18 protein-coding genes are annotated in these 24153 nt (G+C 68.1%); 2 read left to right on the forward strand and 16 right to left on the reverse strand.

The annotated features are described in order from the left end of the window. Positions 1–85: 85 nt before the first annotated feature. From NJE57_RS14990 to rplJ, 15 genes are all read right to left on the reverse strand, one after another. On the reverse strand, positions 86–4045 hold the full coding sequence (locus NJE57_RS14990; RefSeq protein ID WP_319029310.1) for a DNA-directed RNA polymerase subunit beta': 3960 nt from the start codon (positions 4043–4045) through the stop codon (positions 86–88). A 124-nt stretch (positions 4046–4169) separates the two neighbouring features. Continuing rightward, the gene (locus NJE57_RS14995; protein WP_319029311.1) at positions 4170–7679 is read right to left on the reverse strand and encodes a DNA-directed RNA polymerase subunit beta; all 3510 of its coding nucleotides are present in this window, start codon (positions 7677–7679) and stop codon (positions 4170–4172) included. 416 nt (positions 7680–8095) lie between these two features. Beyond that, positions 8096–8773: a hypothetical protein gene (locus tag NJE57_RS15000; protein ID WP_319029312.1), complete on the reverse strand. Its 678-nt coding sequence runs from the start codon at positions 8771–8773 to the stop codon at positions 8096–8098. 20 nt (positions 8774–8793) lie between these two features. Continuing rightward, positions 8794–9513, reverse strand: a complete 720-nt coding sequence (locus NJE57_RS15005; protein ID WP_319029313.1) for a hypothetical protein — start codon at positions 9511–9513, stop codon at positions 8794–8796. 53 nt (positions 9514–9566) lie between these two features. Further along, a complete protein-coding gene (locus NJE57_RS15010) occupies positions 9567–10811 on the reverse strand; it encodes an MCE family protein (RefSeq protein WP_319029314.1) in 1245 nt (414 codons plus the stop codon). Continuing rightward, the gene (locus NJE57_RS15015) at positions 10808–12067 is read right to left on the reverse strand and encodes an MCE family protein (protein WP_319029315.1); all 1260 of its coding nucleotides are present in this window, start codon (positions 12065–12067) and stop codon (positions 10808–10810) included. Before NJE57_RS15015 ends, NJE57_RS15010 begins: the two co-directional genes overlap by 4 nt. Further along, a complete protein-coding gene (locus NJE57_RS15020) occupies positions 12064–13293 on the reverse strand; it encodes an MCE family protein (protein WP_319029316.1) in 1230 nt (409 codons plus the stop codon). Before NJE57_RS15020 ends, NJE57_RS15015 begins: the two co-directional genes overlap by 4 nt. Next, the gene (locus tag NJE57_RS15025; RefSeq protein WP_319029317.1) at positions 13293–14315 is read right to left on the reverse strand and encodes an MCE family protein; all 1023 of its coding nucleotides are present in this window, start codon (positions 14313–14315) and stop codon (positions 13293–13295) included. Before NJE57_RS15025 ends, NJE57_RS15020 begins: the two co-directional genes overlap by 1 nt. After that, positions 14312–15403: an MCE family protein gene (locus NJE57_RS15030; RefSeq protein WP_319029318.1), complete on the reverse strand. Its 1092-nt coding sequence runs from the start codon at positions 15401–15403 to the stop codon at positions 14312–14314. Before NJE57_RS15030 ends, NJE57_RS15025 begins: the two co-directional genes overlap by 4 nt. Next, positions 15400–16836, reverse strand: coding sequence for an MCE family protein (locus tag NJE57_RS15035; protein WP_319029319.1), 1437 nt, complete (start codon positions 16834–16836; stop codon positions 15400–15402). The genes NJE57_RS15030 and NJE57_RS15035 overlap by 4 nt, the downstream gene beginning before the upstream one ends. Continuing rightward, entirely contained in the window at positions 16833–17690 is an 858-nt protein-coding gene (locus NJE57_RS15040) for an ABC transporter permease (RefSeq protein WP_319029320.1), read from the reverse strand. Before NJE57_RS15040 ends, NJE57_RS15035 begins: the two co-directional genes overlap by 4 nt. Further along, positions 17690–18520: an ABC transporter permease gene (locus NJE57_RS15045; RefSeq protein WP_319029321.1), complete on the reverse strand. Its 831-nt coding sequence runs from the start codon at positions 18518–18520 to the stop codon at positions 17690–17692. Before NJE57_RS15045 ends, NJE57_RS15040 begins: the two co-directional genes overlap by 1 nt. Positions 18521–18547: 27 nt before the next feature. Beyond that, positions 18548–19651 carry an ABC transporter ATP-binding protein gene (locus NJE57_RS15050; protein ID WP_319029322.1) on the reverse strand — a complete coding sequence of 368 codons (1104 nt, stop codon included), beginning with the start codon at positions 19649–19651 and terminating at the stop codon, positions 18548–18550. Positions 19652–19842: 191 nt separating this feature from the next. Next, positions 19843–20223, reverse strand: a complete 381-nt coding sequence (gene rplL / locus NJE57_RS15055; protein WP_319029323.1) for a 50S ribosomal protein L7/L12 — start codon at positions 20221–20223, stop codon at positions 19843–19845. A 60-nt stretch (positions 20224–20283) separates the two neighbouring features. Further along, positions 20284–20796: a 50S ribosomal protein L10 gene (gene rplJ, locus NJE57_RS15060; RefSeq protein ID WP_319029324.1), complete on the reverse strand. Its 513-nt coding sequence runs from the start codon at positions 20794–20796 to the stop codon at positions 20284–20286. Positions 20797–21132: 336 nt separating this feature from the next. Between rplJ and NJE57_RS15065 the strand changes: the two genes are divergently transcribed. Beyond that, positions 21133–22119 carry a diacylglycerol/lipid kinase family protein gene (locus NJE57_RS15065; RefSeq protein ID WP_319029325.1) on the forward strand — a complete coding sequence of 329 codons (987 nt, stop codon included), beginning with the start codon at positions 21133–21135 and terminating at the stop codon, positions 22117–22119. Between the two features lie 37 nt (positions 22120–22156). Here NJE57_RS15065 and NJE57_RS15070 read toward each other — a convergent pair whose 3' ends face one another. Beyond that, complete coding sequence (locus tag NJE57_RS15070) at positions 22157–22747, reverse strand: TetR/AcrR family transcriptional regulator (RefSeq protein ID WP_319029326.1); 591 nt, start codon at positions 22745–22747, stop codon at positions 22157–22159. Positions 22748–22940: 193 nt separating this feature from the next. On the opposite strand from NJE57_RS15070, the gene NJE57_RS15075 reads away from it, so the two are divergent. After that, complete coding sequence (locus NJE57_RS15075) at positions 22941–24119, forward strand: CoA transferase (protein ID WP_319029360.1); 1179 nt, start codon at positions 22941–22943, stop codon at positions 24117–24119. The last annotated feature ends 34 nt before the right edge of the window (positions 24120–24153 follow it).

Below are 24153 nucleotides of genomic sequence, written 5' to 3' on the forward strand. Positions count from 1 at the left end.
ATACGCACCGGACCCCCGGGCGCACGAGGCGCACGGGGGTCCGGTGTCCGGTGGGGGCGGCCGGTGGCCGTCTCCCCGGGTGGGCTCAGTAACCCAGGTCGTCCAGGCGGACAGACGCGCCGGTGGCGTCGCCGAAGCCGTCCTCCGGACCGTAGAACCCGTCGCCGTAGTCCGGGATGGAGTACGCGGCCGCACGGGCCTCCTCGGTGGGCTCGACCGTCGAGTTGCGGTAGCGGTTGATACCGGTGCCCGCCGGGATGAGCTTGCCGATGATGACGTTCTCCTTGAGGCCCACGAGCTTGTCCGAGCGCCGGTTGATGGCGGCGTCGGTGAGCACGCGGGTGGTCTCCTGGAAGGACGCCGCCGAGAGCCACGAGTCCGTGGCCAGCGAGGCCTTGGTGATGCCCATCAGGACCGGACGTGCGGAGGCCGGCGAACCGCCCTCGGTGAGCACGCGACGGTTCTCCGTCGTGAGCTCCGCACGCTCGACGAGTGCACCGGGCAGGAACTCGGTGCTGTTCGAGTCGTTGATCGCGACGCGACGCATCATCTGGCGGACGATGACCTCGAGGTGCTTGTCGTGGATCGACACACCCTGCGCCCGGTAGACCTTCTGCACCTCGTCGACGAGGAACTTCTGCACACCGTTCGGGCCGAGGATCGCCAGCACCTCGTGCGGGTCCGCAGGACCCTCGAGCAGGGCCTGACCCCGCTCCAGGTGGTCGCCGTCCACGATCGGTCGGGACGAGCCGTCCTCGAGGACGATGTGCGCGAGACCCTGACGCTTGGACAGCTTCTCGTACACGATCTCTTCCGCACCGTTGTCCGGCACGATCGTGATGGTGTAGAAGCGCTCCTCCTCCTCGAGGCGGATCCGGCCCGCCTCCTCGGCGATCGGCGCCTTGCCCTTGGGCACGCGAGCCTCGAAGAGCTCCTGCACCCGCGGCAGACCACCGGTGATGTCGTCGCCGACGCCACCCTGGTGGAACGTACGCATCGTCAGCTGCGTGCCCGGCTCACCGATGGACTGGGCGGCGACGATGCCCACGGCCTCGCCGATGTCGACCAGCAGGCCGGTGGCCATCGAGCGGCCGTAGCAGGTCGCGCACACGCCGGTGCCCGTGGTGCAGGTCAGGACCGAACGGACCTTGACCTTCTCGATGCCGGCGGCGATGAGCGCCTCGATGTTCGGGTCACCGAGGTCGGTGCCGGCGGCGACGATGACCGTGCCGGACGCGTCGACCGCGTCCTCGGCGAGGGTGCGCGCGAACGTCGAGGTCTCGACGTGCTCGTCCCGGTCCAGCACACCCGTCTCGACACCGTGGACGTCCACGTCGCGGCGGGCGATGGTCGTCTCGACGCCCTTGCTGGTGCCACAGTCGGTCTCGCGGACGATGACGTCCTGGGAGACGTCGACCAGACGCCGCGTGAGGTAGCCCGAGTCGGCGGTACGCAGAGCCGTGTCGGCCAGACCCTTACGCGCACCGTGCGTGTTCATGAAGTACTCGAGCACCGTCAGGCCCTCGCGGAACGAGGACTTGATGGGCTGCGGGATGAACTCGCCGTTCGGGCGGGTCACCAGACCCTTCATGCCCGCGAGCGCGCGGATCTGGGTCATGTTCCCCGCCGCGCCCGACTTGACGATCGTCGGGATGGGGTTGCTGTCCGGGTAGTTCGCCTCCATGGCCTGACCGATCTCGTCGGTGGCCTCCTGCCAGAGCTTGACCAGGTCGCTCTTGCGCTCCTCGTCGGTGATCTTGCCCAGGTTGAACTGCGACTCCAGACGCTTGGCCTTGGCGTCGTACGAGGCGAGGATCTCCTTCTTGGCCGGCGGGACCAGCACGTCGGACATCGCGATGGTGACGCCCGAGCGGGTGGCCCAGTAGAAACCGGTGTCCTTGAGCTTGTCCACCGTCTGCGCCACGACGATCATCGGGTAGCGCTCGGCCAGGTCGTTGATGATCACGGCCTGACGCTTCTTGGGCATCTGCTCGTTGACGAACGGGTAGTCCGCCGGAAGCAGCTCGTTGAACATGACGCGACCCAGGGTGGTCTCGGCGATCCATTCCTGCCCGGGGGTCCAGCCCTCGGGGAACTGCTCCGCCTCGATCTCGGCGGAGGGACGCTGCAGCGTCATCCGCACCCGGATCGGCGCATGGATGTCCAGCACCTTCAGGTCGACGGCCATGATGGCCTCGGCCGAGGTGGAGTACACACCGGTGGCCGGGGCGTCCTCGGCGGCGGGGACGTGGGCGCCGGGGGCGTCCTCGTCCAGACGGGTCAGGTAGTACAGACCCGTCACCATGTCCAGTCGCGGCATGGCGAGCGGACGACCCGAGGCCGGCGACAGGATGTTGTTCGAGGCGAGCATGAGGATGCGCGCCTCGGCCTGGGCCTCCGCCGACAGCGGCAGGTGCACGGCCATCTGGTCACCGTCGAAGTCGGCGTTGAACGCCTCACACACCAGCGGGTGCAGCTGGATGGCCTTGCCTTCCACCAGCTGCGGCTCGAAGGCCTGGATGCCGAGACGGTGCAGCGTGGGCGCGCGGTTGAGCATCACCGGGTGCTCGGCGATGACCTCCTCGAGCACGTCCCACACCTGGTCGCGCTGACGCTCGACCATCCGCTTGGCGGACTTGATGTTCTGGGCGTGGTTGAGGTCCACCAGCCGCTTCATGACGAACGGCTTGAACAGCTCCAGCGCCATGAGCTTGGGCAGACCACACTGGTGCAGCTGCAGCTGCGGGCCCACGACGATGACCGAACGGCCCGAGTAGTCGACCCGCTTGCCGAGCAGGTTCTGACGGAACCGACCCTGCTTGCCCTTGAGGAGGTCCGAGAGCGACTTGAGCGGACGGTTGCCCGGGCCCGTGACTGGCCGGCCGCGACGACCGTTGTCGAACAGCGCGTCGACGGACTCCTGCAGCATCCGCTTCTCGTTGTTGACGATGATCTCGGGGGCGCCGAGATCCATCAGCCGCTTGAGGCGGTTGTTGCGGTTGATCACGCGACGGTAGAGGTCGTTGAGGTCCGAGGTGGCGAAGCGCCCACCGTCGAGCTGGACCATCGGACGCAGCTCCGGCGGGATCACCGGGACCGCGCCGAGCACCATGGCGGCCGGGTGGTTGCCGGACCGCAGGAACGCGGAGACGACCTTGAGGCGCTTGAGTGCCCGGATCTTCTTCTGACCCTTGCCGTTGCGGATGATCTCGCGGAGGTTCTCGGCCTCGGCCGCCAGGTCGAAGTTCTCCAGCAGCGACTGGATCGCCTCGGCGCCCATACCGCCCTCGAAGTACTCGCCGAAGCGGTCCTCGAGCTCGCGGTAGATGCCCTCGTCGACGATGATCTGGTTGACGTCGAGCTTGGTGAAGGTGGTCCAGATCTCCTCGAGGCGGTCCAGCTCGCGCTGGGCCGACTCGCGGATCTTCTTCATCTCCTTCTCGCCGCCGTCCTTGACCTTGCGGCGCTGGTCGGCCTTGGCACCCTCGGCCTCCAGCTCGGCCAGGTCGGCCTCGAGCTTCTTGGCGCGGGCCTCGATGTCCGAGTCCCGCTCGTCCTCGATGATCTTCCGCTCCTCGAGTACCTGGGCCTCGAGCGTGCTGAGCTCGTTGTGGCGCAGGTCCTTGTCCACGCCGGTGATGACGTAGGCCGCGAAGTAGATGATTTTGTCGAGGTCCTTGGGCGCGAGGTCCAGCAGGTAGCCGAGCCGTGACGGGACGCCCTTGAAGTACCAGATGTGCGTGACGGGCGCGGCCAGCTCGATGTGGCCCATCCGCTCACGACGCACCTTGGCGCGGGTCACCTCGACGCCGCAGCGCTCGCAGATGATGCCCTTGAAGCGCACCCGCTTGTACTTGCCGCAGTAGCACTCCCAGTCCCGGGTGGGGCCGAAGATCTTCTCGCAGAACAGGCCCTCCTTCTCCGGCTTGAGGGTGCGGTAGTTGATGGTCTCAGGCTTCTTGACCTCGCCGAAGGACCAGTTGCGGATGTTCTCCGCGGTGGCGAGGCTGATGACCAGCTCGTCGAAGTAGTTGACGTCCTGCACGTAGGCGTCCTTTCCCGTATGGGATGGTGGCGGGCCCCTCGCGGGGTGGGGCCGGTATGGGGCCCGCCGTAGTTGAACTGAATTATTCGGGGTGCGGGGCGCCGGTGGTGCACGCCCCCGGCGCCTACTGCGCCAGTTCGTCCGCTGCTGAGGACTCGTCCCTGGAGAGGTTGATCCCCAGGTTCGCAGCGGTGCGGTCGAGATCGTCGTCCTCGGCGCCCTCACCCAACGAGACCGCCTGACCGTCGCTGGAGAGCACCTCGACGTTGAGGCAGAGCGACTGCAGCTCCTTGAGCAGGACCTTGAACGACTCCGGGATGCCGGGCTCCGGGATGTTCTCGCCCTTGACGATCGCCTCGTAGACCTTCACGCGGCCCACGACGTCGTCGGACTTGATGGTGAGCAGCTCCTGCAGCGTGTACGCCGCGCCGTAGGCCTGCATCGCCCAGCACTCCATCTCACCGAAGCGCTGGCCACCGAACTGGGCCTTACCGCCGAGCGGCTGCTGGGTGATCATCGAGTACGGACCCGTGGAACGGGCGTGGATCTTGTCGTCCACCAAGTGGTGCAGCTTGAGGATGTACATGTAACCCACCGACACCGGGTACGGGAACGGCTCGCCCGAACGACCGTCGATCAGGGTCGCCTTGCCGTCGGCCTCGACCATCCGCTCGCCGTCACGGTTCGGGAGAGTGCAGCCGAGCAGGCCGGTGATCTCCGTGTCCGCCGCACCGTCGAAGACGGGGGTGGCCGTGTTGGTGCCGGCCTCGACGCTGTAGATCTCCTCCGGCAGCTTGGTGGCCCACTCGGGAAGGGAACCGTCCGCCTCGCGGGGCACCTCCCAGCCCGCCTTGGCCAACCAGCCGAGGTGGGTCTCCATGATCTGACCGATGTTCATACGACGCGGGACGCCGTGCGTGTTGAGGATGATGTCCACGGGCGTGCCGTCGGGCATGAACGGCATGTCCTCGGCGGGGAGGATCTTGCCGATGACGCCCTTGTTGCCGTGGCGGCCGGCGAGCTTGTCGCCGTCCTGGATCTTGCGCTTCTGCGCCACGTACACGCGGACCAGCTCGTTGACGCCGGGGGGCAGGTCGTCGTCGTCATCGCGTGAGAACACGCGGACGCCGATCACCTTTCCGGACTCGCCGTGGGGCACCTTCAGCGAGGTGTCGCGCACCTCGCGCGCCTTCTCGCCGAAGATGGCGCGCAGCAACCGCTCCTCCGGGGTCAGCTCGGTCTCGCCCTTGGGCGTGACCTTGCCGACCAGCACGTCGCCGTCACGGACCTCGGCGCCGATCCGCACGATGCCGCGGTCGTCCAGGTCCGCGAGGACCTCGTCGGAGACGTTGGGGATGTCGCGCGTGATCTCCTCGGCACCGAGCTTGGTGTCGCGGGCGTCGATCTCGTGCTCCTCGATGTGGATGGACGTGAGCACGTCCTCCTCCACCAGGCGCTGCGAGAGGATGATGGCGTCCTCGTAGTTGTGGCCCTCCCACGGCATGATCGCCACGAGGAGGTTCTTGCCGAGAGCCATCTCGCCGTTCTCGGTGCAGGGCCCGTCGGCGAGGACCTGACCGACCTCGACGCGGTCTCCCTCGTCCACGATCGGCCGCTGGTTGGAACAAGTGCCCTGGTTGGACCGGGCGAACTTGGCCAGACGGTAGGTGTTGCGGCCACCGTCGTCGTCCATCACCGTGATGAAGTCGGCCGAGACCTCCTCCACCATGCCCGCGCTGGTGTTGACGACGACGTCGCCGGCGTCCACGGCCGCGCGCAGCTCCATGCCGGTGCCGACGAGCGGCGCCTCGGAACGCACGAGCGGGACCGACTGGCGCTGCATGTTCGCACCCATCAGGGCACGGTTGGCGTCGTCGTGCTCGAGGAACGGGATCATCGCGGTGGCCACGGAGACCATCTGCCGCGGCGAGACGTCCATGTAGTCGACATCGGTACCCGCGACGACCTCGACGTCGCCGTGCTTCTTGCGCACGAGGACGCGGTCCTCCACGAACTTGCCGTCCGCGTCGACCTCCGAGTTGGCCTGCGCCACGACGTGGCGGTCCTCCTCGTCGGCGGTCAGGTAGTCCACCTGATCGGTGACGGCACCGTCGATGACCCGGCGGTACGGGGTCTCGATGAAGCCGAACGGGTTGACCCGCGCGTACACCGAGAGCGAACCGATGAGACCGATGTTGGGACCCTCGGGGGTCTCGATCGGGCACATACGGCCGTAGTGCGAGGCGTGGACGTCGCGCACCTCGAGGCCCGCGCGCTCACGGGACAGGCCACCGGGGCCCAGTGCCGACAGGCGCCGCTTGTGGGTCAGGCCCGACAGCGGGTTGTTCTGGTCCATGAACTGCGACATCTGGGAGGTTCCGAAGAACTCCTTGAGCGCGGCGGTGATGGGCCGGATGTTGATCAGCGACTGCGGGGTGATCGCCTCGGAGTCCTGCGTGGTCATGCGCTCGCGGACGACGCGCTCCATCCGGGACAGGCCCACGCGGACCTGGTTCTGGATGAGCTCGCCCACCGTGCGCAGGCGACGGTTGCCGAAGTGGTCGATGTCGTCGACGTCGACCGGCACCTCGCGACCGCCCTCGACCTGCATCGAGTTCTCGCCCGCGTGGAGACGCACGAGGTACTCGATGGTGGCGGCGATGTCCTCACGCGTGAGCGTGGTGGTGGAGTCGCCCTCGGGGTCCGGCAGACCGAGCTTGCGGTTGACCTTGTAGCGGCCGACGCGGGCCAGGTCGTAGCGCTTCTCCTTGAAGAACAGGTTCTCCAGGAGGGCCTCGGCGGACTCGCGGGTGGGCGGCTCGCCCGGGCGCAGCTTGCGGTAGATCTCGAGCAGGGCCTGGTCGGTGTCCTCGACCGTGTCCTTCTCGAGGGTGGACATCATGATCTCGGAGAAGCCGTAGCGCTCCTTGATCTCGGTGGTGGTCCACCCGAGCGCCTTGAGCAGCACGGTGACGGACTGACGACGCTTGCGGTCGATGCGGACACCGACGGTGTCGCGCTTGTCCACGTCGAACTCGAGCCAGGCACCACGCGACGGGATGACCTTGACCGAGTGGACGTCGCGCTCCGTGGACTTGTCGCGATTGCGGTCGAAGTAGACGCCCGGCGAACGGACGAGCTGCGAGACCACGACGCGCTCGGTGCCGTTGATGATGAACGTGCCCTTGTCCGTCATCATCGGGAAATCACCCATGAAGACGGTCTGGGACTTGATCTCGCCCGTCTCGGTGTTCTCGAACTCGGCGGTGACGAACAGGGGCGCCTCGTACGTGCGGTCCTTCTCGCGGCAGTCCTCCATGGAGGCCTTGACCTCTTCGAAGTACGAATCGGAGAACGAGAGCGACATCGATCCGGAGAAATCCTCGATCGGGGAGATCTCCCTGAGGATCGACTCCAGGCCTCCCTCGAGGTTGGTGACGCCGCGTGACGCGGCCCTCTGCTGCCACTCCTCCGACCCGATGAACCACTCGAACGACTCCGTCTGGAGGTCGAGCAGTCCCGGGACCGGCAACGGCTCGGAGAGTTTCGCGAACGAGACCCTCCGGGGCGCACCGGGAACGGTGGAGACTGACTTGGTCTGGCGGGAGACTGCCAAGGTGGGTCCTTCCAGCACCTCACGTGATCACCACGGGCGGTGAACACAGATGTATCTGCGAGCGGTCCGCCGACCGGTATCCACCCCGTCCGACCATCGATGAGGGCTCGGAGACCACCCGGTTTGACCGGGGGCGAACCGTCACAAGGGACGAGAGAGTAAATAGCAGCCAGCGCAACGACCTAATCTAGCGGAAGGCGGCGCGGAAGTCCAGCCGTCAACGGGGCATCCCCGGAGGCTGTGCTCACGTCCGGGCGCGTCGTCCGTCCCTGCGCTGGTTGCCCTCGTGGCTCTCGCCTCATCGGCCCCCGGTCGGGACGTCGCACCCGCAGGCGAACTGGAAGTCGCCCGATGCCCCTAAAGGGTGACGTGTCGGAGGCCGTTCGTCAAGGATCCTGCACGGTCCGCCCCGGGATCGGCCTCTCCCCGGACCGTCAGGACGGCAGGTCGGGGATCCGCGAGAGCTTCCACACGCCGTCGATCCTGTCCAGACCGACCAGATAAGTCCCGCTGGTACTGCCCGCCGCCGCCCCGTCACGGGAGATCGAGACGTCCTGCACGAGGAGCACCTCGGCCTTGTCCCCGTCGAGATAGGCCAGTCCCGCTTCACGGACCTGCGCGTCGACGGTCGTGGCGGACTGTTCGTAGCTCTCGCGCAGTGCGGGCCAGTTCTCGTCGAGTTCGGTCACCAGTGACGGGGTGAGGAACTCCCCCAACGAATCGTGGTACTCGTCGAGCGTCTCGTGGTCGATCGCCACCAGGCGCTGCACGTTGGTGCTCGCCGCGGTCAGCACCTCGTCCGTCGCGGCCTGATCGACGAAGGCCTGGTTGTCCACGTCTACGCCGGGCCCGGTGGCCAGGTACGCGCCCGCGCCGCCCGCCACCAGGCCCACCGCGAGGGCCGCGTACGCTAGGGCTAGGCGTGTCGGACGCCGCCGTCCCCGGGGACCGCGAGGACCGGCGGTGGTCCCGGAGGCGACCGCCTCGTCGTCGTCACGGGTCTCGTCCTCGGGCCGGGGTCCGGACTCGGGCCGGGTCGAGCCGGCGTGACCGGCCAGTCGTCGACGAGCCGGCTGACCGACGGTCTTGGCTGTCCTCTTGATGGGTGGCATCAGGTGATCGGTGTCCTCACTCAACGGCCGGCGGAGGTGGTCGGCGCAGTGGTCGACTCCCCCTGCGTGTCGGTGTCTTCTGTGCCGGTCTCTTCTGAGCCGGCGTCTTCTGTGCCAGTGTCTTCTGTGTCCGCGCCCTGCGCACCGGACTCCCCGAGGTCCTGCACGGACTGGCTGGACCCGCCGACCGGGACCGTCACACCCACCTGGTTGACCGCGTCGGCCTTCCACTGGTCGTCCACACGGGTCAGGTCCACGCGCATCGCCTGCCTGCCGGTGATGTCGTCCTGCCCCTCCCGCTCGGAGTGGGCGGTGAAGACCACCAGGACGGCCGCGTCGCCCTCATCCGTATCCAGTGTCTCCACTGCGGTGTGGGACACGGTCGCAGTGGTGACAGCCTTCTGCTCGACCACCCGGGTGCGCACGTCCTCGGCCCACTGCTCCTGCTCGATGAGGAAGTCCCCGGTCGAGGAGTCGGCGAGCTGCTGCAGGGAGTCGTCCACGTTCCGGTGGTCGAAGCTGAACGCGTTGATGATCACCTGCGAGGCGACCTCGGAGACAGTCTCCCGCTCGGTCGCCGCGTTCTTCGCTGACCGCGCGTCGGCGTAGCGCGCCCCGAACAGGCCCAGCATCGCCAGGCCCACCACCAGCACGAGCACCGAGACGACCGCCAGCCACTTCGGCGCCGCCGGGTCCCCCTGGACGCGATCGGCGCCCCCGTCCGATTCCTGCGAGCTCATGGTCGGAACGCTACCGGATCCCCCGTCCACCGGATCACCGCCCCCTGCCGCGGTCACCGCGGGATCAGCCCCTGCAGCACGGCTAGCTGCTCCGCGGCCACGGACAGGTTGAGTTTGTCGGGATCGACCTTGGGCTTGGTGTCCCACGGCTGCGGCACGTCCGGATGCGCGTACTCCACCCTGTCGGCGCTGCGGACCCCCGTGGGGCTACCGAAGGGAACCGTGCACTCCGCGTCGTAGTTGGGCGGGAAGTTCTGCTCCTGCCAGTCGAACGACGGGTCCTGTGCCCTCATCTGATCGATGATCGCCTGGGTGCCCTCGTATCCCTGGGTGCACGCTGGCGGGTTGTTCGTCTCCAGATTCAACCCAAAGTGGATAGTGCCGTCTCCGGGCGCCACCGACCGCCCACCGGCGGCCAGGGCGGGAAGCAACTGCAGCAACACGACGAACGAGGGCGCCAACGGGTCGATCGTCTTCATGGTGGTCGACAGGTTGCCGATCGTCTGCGTGAGCGGCTGACCCGAGTTGTCGACCAGGAACCTCATCTCGTCCGCGAACTCCGGAGCGGTGTCGACGAGCCGCTCCAGGTCCGAATCCGAGTCCCGCAGCGCCTCGGCGACCGTGCGCAGGTCACGCGAGAAGCTGACGATCTCCGCGGACTGGTCTGCCTGGGACTCCAGGGCCGTCGCCCCGTCGCGGATCAGCGCCTGAAGTTGCGGCATCGTGCGGATCCCTTCGGCCGAAATCCGGATGAGGGAGTCTGAGAGGCGCTGGAGCTGGGGGCCCCGGCCCTCGATGGCCTTGCCGAGCTCGTCGACCGTCACCTCGAGATCGTCCAGCGGGACCGAGCGGGCCAGGTCGTCCACCGACGACAGCAAGTCCTCGACACGCACGGGCAACGCCTCGCGTCCCGCGGAAATGACGTCCCCGTCACTCAGGTACGGCTCGGTGTAGGAGTTGGGCCGCAGGTCCACGAACTGCTCGCCGATGGCGGATCGGTTGGCCACGACGGCCTCCGTGTCGGCGGGGATCTCCGGGGCGCCGGAGTCCAGGTCGAGCTCCACCCTGACGCCGCCGTCGTGCAGCGCGAGTTCGCCGACGCGCCCCACCGGGGTGCCGCGATAGTTGACCGCGGCGTTGGTGAAGACGCCGCCGGTGTCGGGCAGGTCCAGGAAGACCTGGTATTGGCCGATGCCCAGCAGCGAGGGCAGGCGCACGTAGTTCGCGCCGACGTAGGCGATCCCCACTGCGGCGATCACGCAGAAGGCGATGAGCTGGGCTCTGAGTGTCTTGCTCATCGGTATCCTGGCTCCCCTGGTTCGGGCAGGTAGTTCTCGGAGAACTCCGAGGTACCCGGTGCGGGCTTGGGCACCACCGCCCGGTCCATGACCGGCGGCACCGGCAGGAGCGGCAGGACGATGGTCGTCCGCCGATCGGGACCGTTGTCACCGACCCACGGGTTCTGCGGGTCCACGACGTAGGGCCCGCTGGTGGTGTTCGGATAGGGGACCACCGGGTCGCCCTGATTGGCGCCGAGGCCCCGGAGCGTCTCGGAAATGCTCGCGTCCACGGACAGGAACAGGTTGGCCGCTCCGCCGACGGTCGCCGGGATAGATGTGTCGGGGAACGGGAACGTCGGCACGAACCCGGCCAACTCGATGAGCTCGGGGGTGGACTCGCTGAGGTACTGCAAAACCGGGCGCAACGCCCGCAGATCGGCGATCAGGTCCTCGCGACTGGTCAACAGGATGTCGGAGCCCACCTCGCCCAGCGCGTCGACCCGGCGCAGCATCTCCACGAACTGGGGCCGCTGTTCCTCGAGTACCGCCACGCCGGCGGGCAGCTCGTCCAGCGCAGCCTGGATCTGCTGCCGCTGGTCGTTCGCGCGGGCCGTCATGAGGTTCACGCCCTCAAGCGCCGCGGTGATGCTGTCCCGCTGCCGGTTGAGACCGGAGATGAGCTCGTCCGCGGACCGCAGGGTCGAGGTGAGGCCTTCCTCGCGACCGTCGGTGAGTGTGCGCATCTCCGCCACGATCGGCTGGAGCTGGTCCACCCCACCGCCGTTGAGCAACAGCGAGAGCGCCCCGAGTACCTGCTCGATGTCCGTGGCCGTCCGGGTGTTGGACGTACGGACCACGTCCCCGTCGGACAGCCGGCCGGTGGGCGGCTCGTCCCCGGGTGGGGTGAGTTGCACGAACTTCTCGCCCAGCAGGTTAGTCTGCTGGATCGAGGCCTCGACGTTGGCGGGGAGCTCGAGGTCGTCGCGCAGGACGATGTCCACCTGCGCCGTCCAGCCGTCGTCCGCCAGCGAGATGCCGGCCACCCGACCGGCGTCCAGCCCGTTGACCTTGACGGAGGACTGCAGGACCAGGTCCAGGACGTCGTCGAACTGGACGGCCACGTTCATGGGGTCCTCCCCCACGTCGGCGCCACCCGGCAGGGTGTAGTCCTCGAGGTTCATCGAACACCCGGCCGTGAGCGCGGCGACCACCACGGTGGCGCCCGCCGCGCGGGCCGTGCGTCGTCCGAGCGTGGGAATCTTCGGTCGACTCATCCCCGTCCCCCTTCCGAGGCGGGCGTCATCGGCCAGCCGCGGTTGCCCTGAACCGTCCCGGGAACCGGGATGGACTGCTTCATCTCGCCCTCGAGGATGCCGAGCGGCAGATCCGGGTTGGCGGCGCGGAGTTCGGCGTTGCGCTGCGGCGCGAGTGCCTCACAGGCATCGAGGTCGGCGCGTCGGAGGTTGTCGAGCTCGGCGAGCATCTGGTCTCCGGGGTTGAGGCGGCCGAGCGTCATGATCTGGCACAGGACACCGGCCGGGTTCTGACTCTCAGGGATGTTCAGACGCAGGTTCAGGCTCCCCGACTCGGAATCGTAGGCGTTGATCAGGTTGGACAGGCCCAGCGGGGCCGTCTTGAGGATCTCCTCCAGGTCGTCGCGCTGGTCTGCGGTGATCTGGCTGAGGGTGACCAGTCGGTCCGCGTTACTGCGGATCACGTCCTGGTTGTCGCGGACCAGTCGTGCGACGTCTGCGAGGGCGTAACTGAGCTCCGCCAGGGCGCCCTGCAGGTCCTCGCGTTGACCGGCCACGGTCCGGTTGAACGTCGCCATCTGGGTGTTGAACTGTCGCACCTGGGCGTCGTTCTGCGCGAGCATGGTCACGAACGACTGCAGGTTGACCACGGTCTCGCTGATGTCCTGGCTCGAGTCGGCCAGCGTCGTGGCCGCCCGCGACAACTCGTCGATGGAGCGACCGAGCGCCTCCCCGTTGCCGCCGAGGGTGTCGGCGGACGAGACGACGAACCGGTCGAGTGCGCCGTCGCTGTTGGCACCGTCCGGGCCGAGCGCCTCGGTGAGGTCCTGCACGGAGGCGTACAGCTTGTCCACCTCCACCGGGGTCGCGGTCCGCTCGAGCGGGATGTGCGCGCCGGATTCCATGGCGGGTCCGCCCGAGTAGGCCGGCAGCAGTTGCACGTTGCGGTCCGGGATGACCGACGGGGTCACCTGTACCGCCTTGGCGTCGGCCGGGATCTCGACGCCCCGCCGGACGTGGAGCTTGACCTCCACCGTCTCCCCCATCGGCGTGACCTCGTCGACCGAGCCCACCGTCACGCCCAGGATCCGCACGTCGGAACCCTCGGAGATGCCGACGGCGGTGGTGAACGTGGCGGTCACGGTGGTGCGGCCCAGTCGCGTGAGGGCCAGGTAGGTGACGGCCACGATCGCGACGACGACGACGAGGAGCAGCGCCACGAGCCAGTACGGCAGCTTCTTGTGCATCAGTTGATCCCACTCTGTCTGGCCGGCAAGCGGGCGCCGGGATAGAAGGGCGGCTCCGGCAGGCCCGGCGGGATGAGATTGGTGACCACGGAGTCGAGCCACCGGCCGGTGCCGAGCATGTTGGCGTACAACCGGTAGAACGGCGCGAGGTTGTGGATAGATGTCTTCAGCTGCTCCTCGTGATCGGTGAGCACGGCCAGCGCGGAGTCGAGACTGTCGAGGGTCGGCCCGAACTCGGCCTCGTTCTCCGCGACGAAGCGCCGGAGTTCGATCGAGAGCGCGCGGGTGGACGCCAGCACCAGTTTGAGCGTCTCGGAACGCTCGTTGAGTTCACCGAGGAGTTGTCCGGTGCCGATGATCAGGCGCCGGAAGTCATCGTTGCGCTCGGCCAGGATCTCCGAACTCGTGCGGGTGGCCTCGAGCAACTGCCGGAGTTCCGCGTCCCGGCTGGAGATGGTCTGGGACAGACGCGACACACCGTCGACGGCACCGCGAAACTCTTCGGGTGAGGCCTGCATGGCATCGGTGAGGGTGTCCAGGCTCTCGGCGAGTTGGGCGTCGTCGATCTCGTCGAGGGTCTCGGCGGCCGAGGAGAACGCGGTGACCACGTCATAGGGCGCCACCGTGCGCTCGAGCGGAATCGGGTCGGACGTGTCCAGCTCGCCTGTCCCGGCGGGGACCAGGGCGAGGTACTTCTGGCCGAGCAGGGTCTTGAGCTGGATACTCGCGCGGGTGTCTTCGCCCAACCAGGCGTCCTTCGCACGGAACCCCACGGCGACTTTGTCCCCCTCGAGCTCGACGTCGGTCACCACTCCCACCTTGACCCCGGCCACGCGGACCTCGCTGCCGTCTGCCAGCCCGGCGGCCTCGGAGAAGTACGCCTTGTACTTGGGCCCGGCCCCGACGATCGGCAGGGCGTCGAGAGAGAAGGACACGAGTGTGAGCACCAGGATCACGATCACGCCTATGACACCTACGGCGACGTTACCGATCTTGTGCTCACCCGGCTTGCGCTTGCTCATGGGGTCCCCCCTTCGTGGCACCGCGGCGCGACGTTCGTGTAGACGGGGTGATTGACGGTGGGCCCGCCGCTGGGGAGCAGGTTCGGGACGTCGGTGCCCGGCCCGTGCACCACGTCGAGACCGCAGAGATAGTACTGGAACCAGGACGCGAACGACCCCATCCGGATGAGGTTGTCGGTCTTGATCGGCATGTTGTTCAGGACCTCACTGAGCGTGTCACGGTTGGCCGACACGTCGTCGGTGACCACTTTGAGGTGGTCCAGTGACTCAGTCACGCTCGGCCTTGTCGCTCCGACCACGTTCTCGGCCGACGAGGTGAGGTCGGCGATCGAGTCGAGGGAGCTGCCGATCGCGTCGCGCTCCTGCGCCAGCCCCTCCACCAACTGTCGGGTGGTCACCACCAGCTGCTGGAACTGCACGTCCCGCTCGTTGATGGTCTGCAGGACCCGGGTCAGGTTGTCGATGACCTCCCCGATCACCTGATCGCGGTCGGCCAGGTGATTGGTCAGCTGCCCGGTCTGGCGGACCAGGTTGGAGACGGTTCCGCCCTCGCCCTGGAGCACTTGCACCAGGGAATCGGCGAGCGCGTTGACGTCCTCAGGCTGCAAGGTGGTGAACAACGGGCGGAAGCCGTTGAACAGCGCCGTGAGGTCGACGGCGGGCGAGGTGTTCTCGATCCCGATGGTCGTGCCCTCCGGCAGGGCCGGTGCGGCCGGCCCCGGCTCGCGCGAGATGTTCATGTACCGCTGGCCGATCAGGTTGCGGAACCGCAACGACAGCTTCGCGTCGGCCGGCAGGGTGCGGTCCCCCGACATCGTGAAGTGGACCTTGGCCTTGTCCCGATCGTGGATCTCGTAGCCGGTCACGTGACCCACCACCACTCCGGCGATCCGGACGTCGTCACCCTCCTCCACCATGGTCGCGTCGGAGAAGATCGCCGAGTACTCGATCCCGTCCTCGCGGGTACCGCCGCGGATGGTCGTGGCGAGCACCATGCTGAGCAGCACGGTCACCACGATGAAGACGGCGAGTTTGATGAACGAGGAGAGCAGGCCTCCCCGGAACAGGGCTTTGAACTTGGCGTTCATCGGAAGCTCACCTCCGCCCCACGCAGAGCTGGCGCTCCGATCGCGCCGATCCACCCCGGGATCTCCTCCGTGTCACGCGAGGTGGCGACCCCCAGCACCGTACGGACGGTGTCCGTCTCCAGCGGTGAGCCGGCGTAGGCCATCGCCATCACGTCGGCGTCCCGGCCCGCGGTGACGGTCGAGGGGAACGGCATGTTGGGCTGCTCGGGCACCGCCCGCCCCGGGGCCTCCGGGACCGATCCCCGGGTACGCAGAGCGGGCACCGGCCCGTCCTGCACGAGCGGATTCGGCAGTGTCGGGATGAACTCCGGCCCGGGGTTCCGCGTGGGGACCTGGTAGGACCCGTCCGCGATCGCCCCGCCGGGCGCGGCGGGGAAGTAGAAGGGTTCCTGGGCGGGGTCGTAGCAGCGCGGTCCGCGGGTGTCGAAGAACCGGGGTTCGTCCTGGTTGGGAACGTAGCGACCCTTCGGGTTGGTGACCTCGAGCGTCACCCGGATGCCGGGATGCGGGGTACCGACCCCGAGGATCGCGTCCGAGCGGTCCAGTAACACCAAGAACGACTCGACCGCGCACGGCAGTGCCGGGGAGTACTCGGCGAGGTACTCGAGCGGTGTTCGCGAGTCCGCGGACAGTGCGATGAGGTCGGTGCGGTTGGCGGCGAGGAAACCCGTGACGACCTCGGACGAGGTGCTGATCCGCTGGAGTCCGTCGGCGATGTCATCGCGCCGCTGGATCGCCGTGTCGCCGGTCGTGCGGAGGGCGTCGAGCGCGTGGATGAGATCCGGCAGCGCCTCGGAGTAGGTCTGCGAGAAGGTCGCCAGATCCTCGAGTCCGGATTCCAGCGCGGGCAGTTCCTGGTTGATGCCGTCGAAGACCTCTCCGATCTCCACGAGGCTGGCACCGAGCTCGTCTCCGCGCCCGGCCAGCGCCTGGTTCAGCGCACCGAGGGTACCCGCCAACTTCTCCGGCGGGACGGCCTCGAGGACCGGGAGCAGTCCGTCGAGGACGCGGCCGAGCTCGATGGCGTTGCCGCGGGTGTCCTGCTCGATGGTCGCACCGGGCTCGAGCGTCCCCGCCGGCTGGTCGGGGAATCCCAGGTCGACGAACCGCTCGCCGAACAGCGTCTTGGGAAGCAGACGGCCGCTGACGTTCGCCGGGAGCTGATCCATGTACACGGGGTCGAACTCCATGTTCACCTGCACGCGGTCCCCGTCGGGTACGACGCCGGAGACCCGGCCGACGAGCACTCCGCGGGCCTTGACGTCGGCGTCGTTGGGTAGGGCGAACGCCATGTCGTCGGTGTACAGCGTGATGCTGTCCGACGCGGTGAACGCACGGTTGTAGATCGCGATGGTCGTGCTGACGAACGCCACGACGATGACGATGAACAAGGCGGCCAGGAGCCGCTTGGACACGGACGACAGTTCGCTCATCCCGCCACCCGCACAGTCGTAGTGGTGCCCCAGAGGGCGAGTCCGACGAAGAAGTTGAGAATGGCCACCACGACGATCGTCGTGCGGACCGCACGCCCCACCGCCACGCCGACACCGGCCGGCCCGCCGGTGGCGGTGAAGCCGTAGTAGCAGTGGATCATCACCAGCACGAACGCGAAGATGATGACCTTGATGAAGGAGTAGATCACGTCTTCGGGTGGCAGGAAGAGGTGGAAGTAGTGGTCGAACGAACCCGTGGACTGGCCCTGCAGCATCGTGTTGACACCGCGCGTGGCCAGATATGACGCGAGCAGCCCCACCACGTACAGCGGGATGACGGCGATGAACCCGGCGATGATCCGCGTGGTCACCAGGTACGGGACGCTGGGGATCGCCATGACCTCCAACGCGTCGATCTCCTCGGAGATCCGCATCGCACCGAGCTGGGCGGTGAAACCGCACCCCACGGTGGCCGACAGGGCCAAGGACGCCACGATGGGCGCGACCTCGCGGGTGTTGACGTAGGCGGAGAGGAACCCGGTGAGGACCGAGCTGCCGATCTGGTCGAGCGCCGCATAGCCCTGAAGGCCCACGACGACGCCGGTGAACCCGCTCATCATGGCGATGACGCCGATGGTTCCGCCGAGGACCGCGAGCACGCCGACACCGAAGGTCACTTCTGCGATCAGGCGCAGGACCTCCTTGCGGTAGTGCACGACCGTCTGCGGAATCCACCGGATCGCCCGCAGGTGGAACGCGAGCTGGTCACCCAGACTGTCGAAGGAACTGACCGGGCCGCGCACCAGCGCCCGGAGCCGGGCCCTGGTGGGTCCGACATCGGTGAATATCGCCATTACGAGCCCTTCGGCGGAACGATCTGCAGGTACATCGCCGTGAGGATGAGATTGGCGAAGAACAGCAGGAGGAAGGTCAGGACCACTCCGAGATTGACGGCGTCGCCGACCCCCTTGGGGCCGCCTTTGGGATTCATGCCGCAGTACGAGGACACCACGCCCGCTATGAGGCCGAACACGAGCGCCTTGAACGAGGACATGATGAAGTCCGGCAACTGCGCGAGCGCACCGAATGACATGAGGTACGCGCCCGGGGTGCCGCCCTGCAGGAGGATGTTGAAGACGTAGCCGCCGGAGATCCCGACGATCGAGACGAGGCCGTTGAGCAGCACGGCCACGAGCATCATCCCCAGCACGCGGGGCACGACGAGCCGCTGGACGGGGTCGATCCCGAGCACGCGCATGGCATCGAGCTCCTCACGGATCGTCCGCGCCCCCAGGTCCGCCGCGACGGCGGAACCCGCGGCCCCTGCGATGAGCAGCGATGTCACCAGGGGCCCACCCTGCTGGACCACGGCGAGCACGCCGGTAGCGCCGGTGTACGCCTCCGCGCCGAGCTGCTGGACGAGCGAACCGGTCTGCATCGCCACGACGGCCCCGAACGGGATCGCCACCAGCGCCGACGGCAGGATCGTCACCGACGCGATGAACCAGGACTGCTCAATGAACTCGCGGAACTGGAACGGCCGCCTGAAGATCCCGCGGAGCACCTCGAGGAAGAGGCGGAACACCTTGCCGGCCTCACCGACCGCGGTCCGTACCCCGCCGCCGGCATCAGCCGGAGACACTCCGGATCTCGCCTCGGGTTGCTGATCCACACTCTCCGTCATCTATTCCCCCCGACCTTTCCGGCGTCCTCAGACCTCGTCCGAACCGTAGTGATCGTCGACACCCGTGGTAGTGGTGCCGTCCGCCGCACCCCCTGTGGTGGTGGCACCGGCCGGTGCCGCTGCGCCGACCTTGCCGTTGCCGTGGCCGCGGGCCGCCCACTCCTCGCGGATGGCGGTCTGGGCGCTCTCGGGGAGGGTGTCCATCATCTCGGACACACGCTTCTCACGGCGGACCTCACCCTGACGCTCGGGGCCGCCCGGGGTCGGCTGCATCTGTGGCGGGACACCCGTGACCTCGTCGGCTTGCGGAGACCCGTCGTTGTGGCCAGCGTCCGCCTGTGCCTGCTCCTCACGCATCTGTGCGTCGTCCTTCTCCTCGGACATCCCGATCGGTCCCAGCTTGGAACCGCGGAGGAACTGGCGGACCGAGGGCTCCTCGCTCGTGAGCAGGACCTCGCGGGGACCGAACATGATGAGCTTCTTGCGGTAGAGCATGCCCAGGTTGTCCGGGACGGTCCGGGCGAGGTTGATGTTGTGCGTCACGATGAGGATGGTGGCGTCGATCTGCGCGTTGATGTCGATGAGCAACTGCGCGAGGTACGTGGTGCGGACCGGGTCGAGTCCGGAGTCCGGCTCGTCGACCAGGATGATTTCGGGGTCCAGGACCAGTGCGCGGGCCAGGCCCGCACGCTTTCGCATACCACCGGAGATCTCACCGGGAAGTTTGCCCTCGGCCCCCATGAGGCCGGTGAGTTCGAGCTTCTCCATGGCGACGTCACGGATTTCGGACTCGGACTTGCGGGTGTGCTCACGCAACGGGAACGCCACGTTGTCGTAGAGATCCATGGAACCGAAGAGTGCCCCGTCCTGGAACAGCACCCCGAACAGCTTACGGATCTCGTAGAGCTCCTTGGCTGTGCACTGGAGGATGTCGGTGCCGCCGATGAAGATCTTGCCGCGCTCGGGGCGCAGCAGGCCGATCAACGACTTGAGGAACACCGACTTGCCGGTGCCCGACGGCCCCAGGAGTGCGCTGACCTCGCCCTCGGGGAGCGTGAACGAGACGTCCTCCCAGATCTTCTGCGAACCGAACGACTTGGTCAGACCCTCGACTGAAACCTCGACACCCATGACACCACTCCTCACTGCAGCCATCATCTGTGGCCTCGGTCACTGTAACCTACCGCTCAGTAGCCGCGCTTCGTTACATGCCGATAAGAATCGTATCTGTACGGCCCCGGACGGCCCGGACTGGTGAAATGCCGCAGGGGCGGCCCGGCGATGTCGCCGGACCGCCCCTCACGAGACGGTGGTTCGTCAGCTCACTTGAGCGAGACGGAGGCACCGGCCTCTTCGAGCTTGGTCTTGGCGGCCTCGGCGGTCTCCTTGTCGGCCTTCTCGATGATCGCCTTGGGGGCGGACTCGACGAGATCCTTGGCCTCCTTGAGACCCAGGCCCGAGACGAGCTCGCGGACGACCTTGATCACGCCGATCTTCTTGTCGCCGGCCGACTCGAGGACGACGTCGAACTCGTCCTGCTCGGCGGCGGCCTCGGCGGCAGCCGGGGCGGCGGCCGCAGCGGCGACCGGAGCGGCCGCGGTGACCTCGAAGGTGTCCTCGAACAGCTTCACGAACTCGGAGAGCTCGAGAAGAGTCATCTCCTTGAAGGCCTCGAGCAGCTCGTCGTTGCTGAGCTTCGCCATGGTGGCGTCCTTTCTGTTGGTCCCGGCACCGTAATACGGCCCGGAAGCATGTGGGGTGTGTCAGTTCTTCTCGTCCTGGAGCGCCGCGAACAGACGCGCCAGCTGCGAGGCGGGCGCGTTGAACAGGCCGGCGGCCTTGGCCTGGTTGCCCTTGAGGGCACCGGCCATCTTCGCGAGCAGGACCTCGCGGGACTCGAGATCGGCGATCTTGTCGAGTTCGGTGGCGGACAGCGTGGCGCCGTCCATGACACCGCCCTTGATGACGAGCGCCTTGTTGTCCTTGGTGAAGTTCTTGAGCGCCTTGGCGGCGTCAACGACCTCACCGGTGACGAACGCGATGGCGGTGGGACCGGACAGGAGGTCGTCGAGACCGTCGACTCCGGCTTCCTTCGCCGCACGCTTGACCAGGGTGTTCTTGGCCACGGTGTACGTGGCCGAGTCACCCAGCGCCTTGCGCAGCGCGGTGACCTGTGGAACGGAGAGTCCGCGGTACTCGGTGACCACGGCCGTGGTGGAGTTCTGGAAGTGCTCCTTGATCTCCTCGACGGCCTGGACCTTTGCGGGCTTTGCCATGTTTCGCCTCCTTTCTGCTTCTCACTGCCGAGAAATGCACGAACGCCCCGGGCGCAGGCGGCACGGGGCGTGGAGGGGGCGGGCGCGGTGACGCGCCTGGTCCTTCACTGACCGGTGTTCTCCTGCGCGGGCCGCCCGGGCGCTCCCGGACTCTTCGACCGCCCCCGGCGAGGGCGGTGACCTGCGGTCTTCGGTGAAACTTGATCAGGTGCCCGACAGGCTTCCCCGTCAGGCGTTCAAACTTCCCCATCAGGGTATAGGCGGCCGGTGATCAGCTCCAAATCGGCGGACGGGCCGGGAATGGCGAGTCGGGCCCGCATCTGACACTGTTGTGCGGTGTCCCCTGCCCCGTCCCGTGTCGCCGTCATCGTCAACCCCACCAAGGCCGGGGTCGACGAGGTCCGTCGCCGGACGGTCGAGAGGGCGCCGCTGCACGGGTGGACCGATCCGGTGTTCTACGAGACCACGGAGGACGATCCGGGGCTGGGCCAGGCGACGGAGGCGGCCGCGGGTGGTGTCGGCCTGGTGATCGCCTGCGGCGGCGACGGCACCGTGCGATCAGTCGCCCAGGGCCTCGTCGGTACCGGGGTCCCGATGGGCGTCGTCCCACTCGGCACGGGCAATCTGCTGGCACGGAACCTGGACGTCCCGCTGGACGACGTCGATCGGGCGCTCCGCGTGGCCATGAGCGGCCGGAGCCGCGGGGTCGATCTGGGCGAGGTGCGGTACACCGACGGCGAGGGCGAGACCCACGACGACGTCTTCCTGGTCATGCTCGGCGCCGGCATGGACGCCGACATGATCGCCGGAACGAACGACGGCCTCAAGGCCCGGGTGGGATGGTTCGCCTACGTGGGCGCGTTCGCCAACACCCTGTTGCGGGGCCACCGGATCAGGGTGGAGTACTCACTCGACGGCGGACCCGACATCCACACCCGCGCACGGGCCCTGATCGTGGCCAACTGCGGGATGCTGCAGGCGGGCATGGTCCTGCTGCCCGACGCCGTCATCGACGACGGCCTGCTCGACGTACTGGCGCTCCGTGCCAAGGGCGCCCTCGGGTGGGTCCAGGCCGGAGCGGTCCTGGTCCACCACACGTTCCAGCACCGCCTCAGCCCGGTGTTCCGGAGGAACTCGGCCCCGGGCGCGGAGAAGGAACGACACCAGACCCGGCCACTGGACTTCCGTCAGGGCGTGGGAGTGACCGCCCGGGTACTCGAGAAGCCCGCCGCGTTCCAGATCGACGGCGAGGAGTGTGGGACCGTCACCGAGTTCTCGGCGCGTATCAAGCGGCGGGGGCTGACGGTCCGGGTCGCGCACTGACCCGTCCCGACGACGACGCACTCAGTCGGTGTCGCACTCAGTCGTCGCGACGTACCAGCAACGCCAGGACGTCGTGGATCTCCTCCACGGACGGGATCGGCAACGCCGAACGGCCGTAGACGAACCCGATCCCCGCGTATACGAGGACCCCGGCGCGAATGCGCGCGTCCCGTTCGGAGAAGCCGAGGTCGACGAACGCGTCGTGGACCACCCCGAGGATCCGCCGGTCGAGGTCCCCCACCGCCGCGGCCACCGTCTCGTCGGCGCGGGCCCACTCCCGGATGGCGGCCTCGCCCTCCCAGGCGCGGGATTCGACCAGCATCGCGCTCATCGTCTCCAGCCGCTGCACCGGCGGCATCTCCTCCACGGTGACCAGCCCGCGGGCGGCGTCCATCTCCTGGGAGAAGTACAGCCTCGCGATCGCGGCCATGAGGGCGTCGAAATCGGCGAAGTGCCAGTAGAAGCTGCCCTTGGTCACCCCGAAGTGTGCACAGAGTCGGCTGATCTTGACCGCGCCGCGCCCCTCGGTCAGGAGCAGGTCGAGCCCCGCTCTCGCCCAGTCCTCGGCTGCCAGACGCCCGGTACGGGGCGCGGTGGGTCGAGCCGACCACGCAGATCCCTGTGTCATGCGCCCGAACCGCTCCGTCGTGTCGTCATCGAGTGCCACCCTACGTCGGACCGCGAGCGCACCCCACGCGGCTACGGTGGGGTCCGTGGAGAACAACGACGGACAGCGGACGGACGGCTCGACCGACCGGCCGATCGTGACCGGGCCCGGGACCGGGAGCGGGAGCGGCACGGGGACCGGACCGCTGGACGGCATGCTCGTTCTGGAACTGGGCACCCTGATCGCCGGGCCGTTCGCGGGCCGGCTGCTGGGCGACATGGGCGCGCGGGTCGTCAAGATCGAGGACCCGGGGCGCCCCGACCCGCTGCGCACATGGGGGCAGGGGGAACGGGACGGCCGCCGCCACTTCTGGACGGTGCACGCCCGCAACAAGGAGTCCGTGACCCTCGACCTGCGCTCGGCGGAGGGCGCGGCGCTGTTCCTCGACCTGGTCGCCCGCGCGGACGTGGTGGTCGAGAACTTCCGTCCCGGCACTCTGGAGAAGTGGGGGTTGGGCCCCGATGACCTGCACCGGATCAACCCCGGCCTGGTGATCGGCCGGGTCTCCGGGTACGGCCAGACGGGGCCCCGGTCCACCCGGGCCGGCTACGCCTCCGTCGCCGAGGGCGTGTCCGGACTGCGGCACCTCAACGGCTTCGCCGACCGGCCGCCGCCGCGCATGGCGCTGTCACTCGGTGACACGCTCGGCGGGATGTTCGCCGTCCAGGGGATCCTCGCGGCCCTGCTGGCCCGCACCACCACCGGCCGCGGCCAGGTGGTCGACGTGGCCCTGACCGAGTCGTGTCTGGCCGTGCAGGAGTCGGTGATCCCCGACTACGACGCGGCGGGCGTGGTGCGCGGCCCGTCCGGCACCCGGTTGGAGGGGATCGCACCGTCGAACCTCTACCGCGCCTCCGACGGACTGTGGGTGATCATCGCCGCCAACCAGGACACCGTCTTTCGCAGGCTGTGCGCGGCGATGGGCCGGCCCGGGCTCGCCGAGGACCCGCGGTTCGCCGACCACTCGGCGCGCGGGGTGCACCAGGACGAGATCGACACGATCATCGCCGACTGGGCCGCCGAGCGGACGGCCGAGGAGATCCGCGAGGTCCTCGATGCCGCGGGCGTCGTGGTGGGTCCGGTCAACACCGTCGCGGACGTGGTGCGAGACGAGCAGTTCCTCTCGCGCGACATGATCGTGCCGCACACCGTGCCGGGGGTCGACGACACGGTGCTCGGCCCCGGGGTGGTGCCCGTCCTGGACGGCACCCCCGGGTCGGTGCGTCGCGGCGGGGCGCCCGAGCCGGGCTGGGACAACCGGGCCGTCTACTGCGACCTGCTGGGGCTGGACACCGAGCGCCTGGCCGATCTGTCCGCCCGTGGCGTCATCTGAGCGCTCGCGCCGGGTGCGCGGGTGGATCGTGACG

The sequence above is a fragment of the Dietzia sp. PP-33 genome, from assembly GCF_033790845.1.
Lineage (GTDB): Bacteria > Actinomycetota > Actinomycetes > Mycobacteriales > Mycobacteriaceae > Dietzia.

What these genes read in the sequence shown, in the direction of transcription:
- NJE57_RS15000 (WP_319029312.1), bottom strand. Translation starts at nt 8,773, where the DNA reads ATGCCACCCATCAAGAGGACAGCCAAGACCGTCGGTCAGCCGGCTCGT.
- NJE57_RS15005 (WP_319029313.1), bottom strand. Translation starts at nt 9,513, where the DNA reads ATGAGCTCGCAGGAATCGGACGGGGGCGCCGATCGCGTCCAGGGGGAC.
- NJE57_RS15010 (WP_319029314.1), bottom strand. Translation starts at nt 10,811, where the DNA reads ATGAGCAAGACACTCAGAGCCCAGCTCATCGCCTTCTGCGTGATCGCC.
- NJE57_RS15015 (WP_319029315.1), bottom strand. Translation starts at nt 12,067, where the DNA reads ATGAGTCGACCGAAGATTCCCACGCTCGGACGACGCACGGCCCGCGCG.
- NJE57_RS15020 (WP_319029316.1), bottom strand. Translation starts at nt 13,293, where the DNA reads ATGCACAAGAAGCTGCCGTACTGGCTCGTGGCGCTGCTCCTCGTCGTC.
- NJE57_RS15025 (WP_319029317.1), bottom strand. Translation starts at nt 14,315, where the DNA reads ATGAGCAAGCGCAAGCCGGGTGAGCACAAGATCGGTAACGTCGCCGTA.
- NJE57_RS15030 (WP_319029318.1), bottom strand. Translation starts at nt 15,403, where the DNA reads ATGAACGCCAAGTTCAAAGCCCTGTTCCGGGGAGGCCTGCTCTCCTCG.
- NJE57_RS15035 (WP_319029319.1), bottom strand. Translation starts at nt 16,836, where the DNA reads ATGAGCGAACTGTCGTCCGTGTCCAAGCGGCTCCTGGCCGCCTTGTTC.
- NJE57_RS15040 (WP_319029320.1), bottom strand. Translation starts at nt 17,690, where the DNA reads ATGGCGATATTCACCGATGTCGGACCCACCAGGGCCCGGCTCCGGGCG.
- NJE57_RS15045 (WP_319029321.1), bottom strand. Translation starts at nt 18,520, where the DNA reads ATGACGGAGAGTGTGGATCAGCAACCCGAGGCGAGATCCGGAGTGTCT.
- NJE57_RS15050 (WP_319029322.1), bottom strand. Translation starts at nt 19,651, where the DNA reads ATGGGTGTCGAGGTTTCAGTCGAGGGTCTGACCAAGTCGTTCGGTTCG.
- rplL (WP_319029323.1), bottom strand. Translation starts at nt 20,223, where the DNA reads ATGGCGAAGCTCAGCAACGACGAGCTGCTCGAGGCCTTCAAGGAGATG.
- rplJ (WP_319029324.1), bottom strand. Translation starts at nt 20,796, where the DNA reads ATGGCAAAGCCCGCAAAGGTCCAGGCCGTCGAGGAGATCAAGGAGCAC.
- NJE57_RS15070 (WP_319029326.1), bottom strand. Translation starts at nt 22,747, where the DNA reads ATGACACAGGGATCTGCGTGGTCGGCTCGACCCACCGCGCCCCGTACC.
- NJE57_RS15075 (WP_319029360.1), top strand. Translation starts at nt 22,941, where the DNA reads ATGCTCGTTCTGGAACTGGGCACCCTGATCGCCGGGCCGTTCGCGGGC.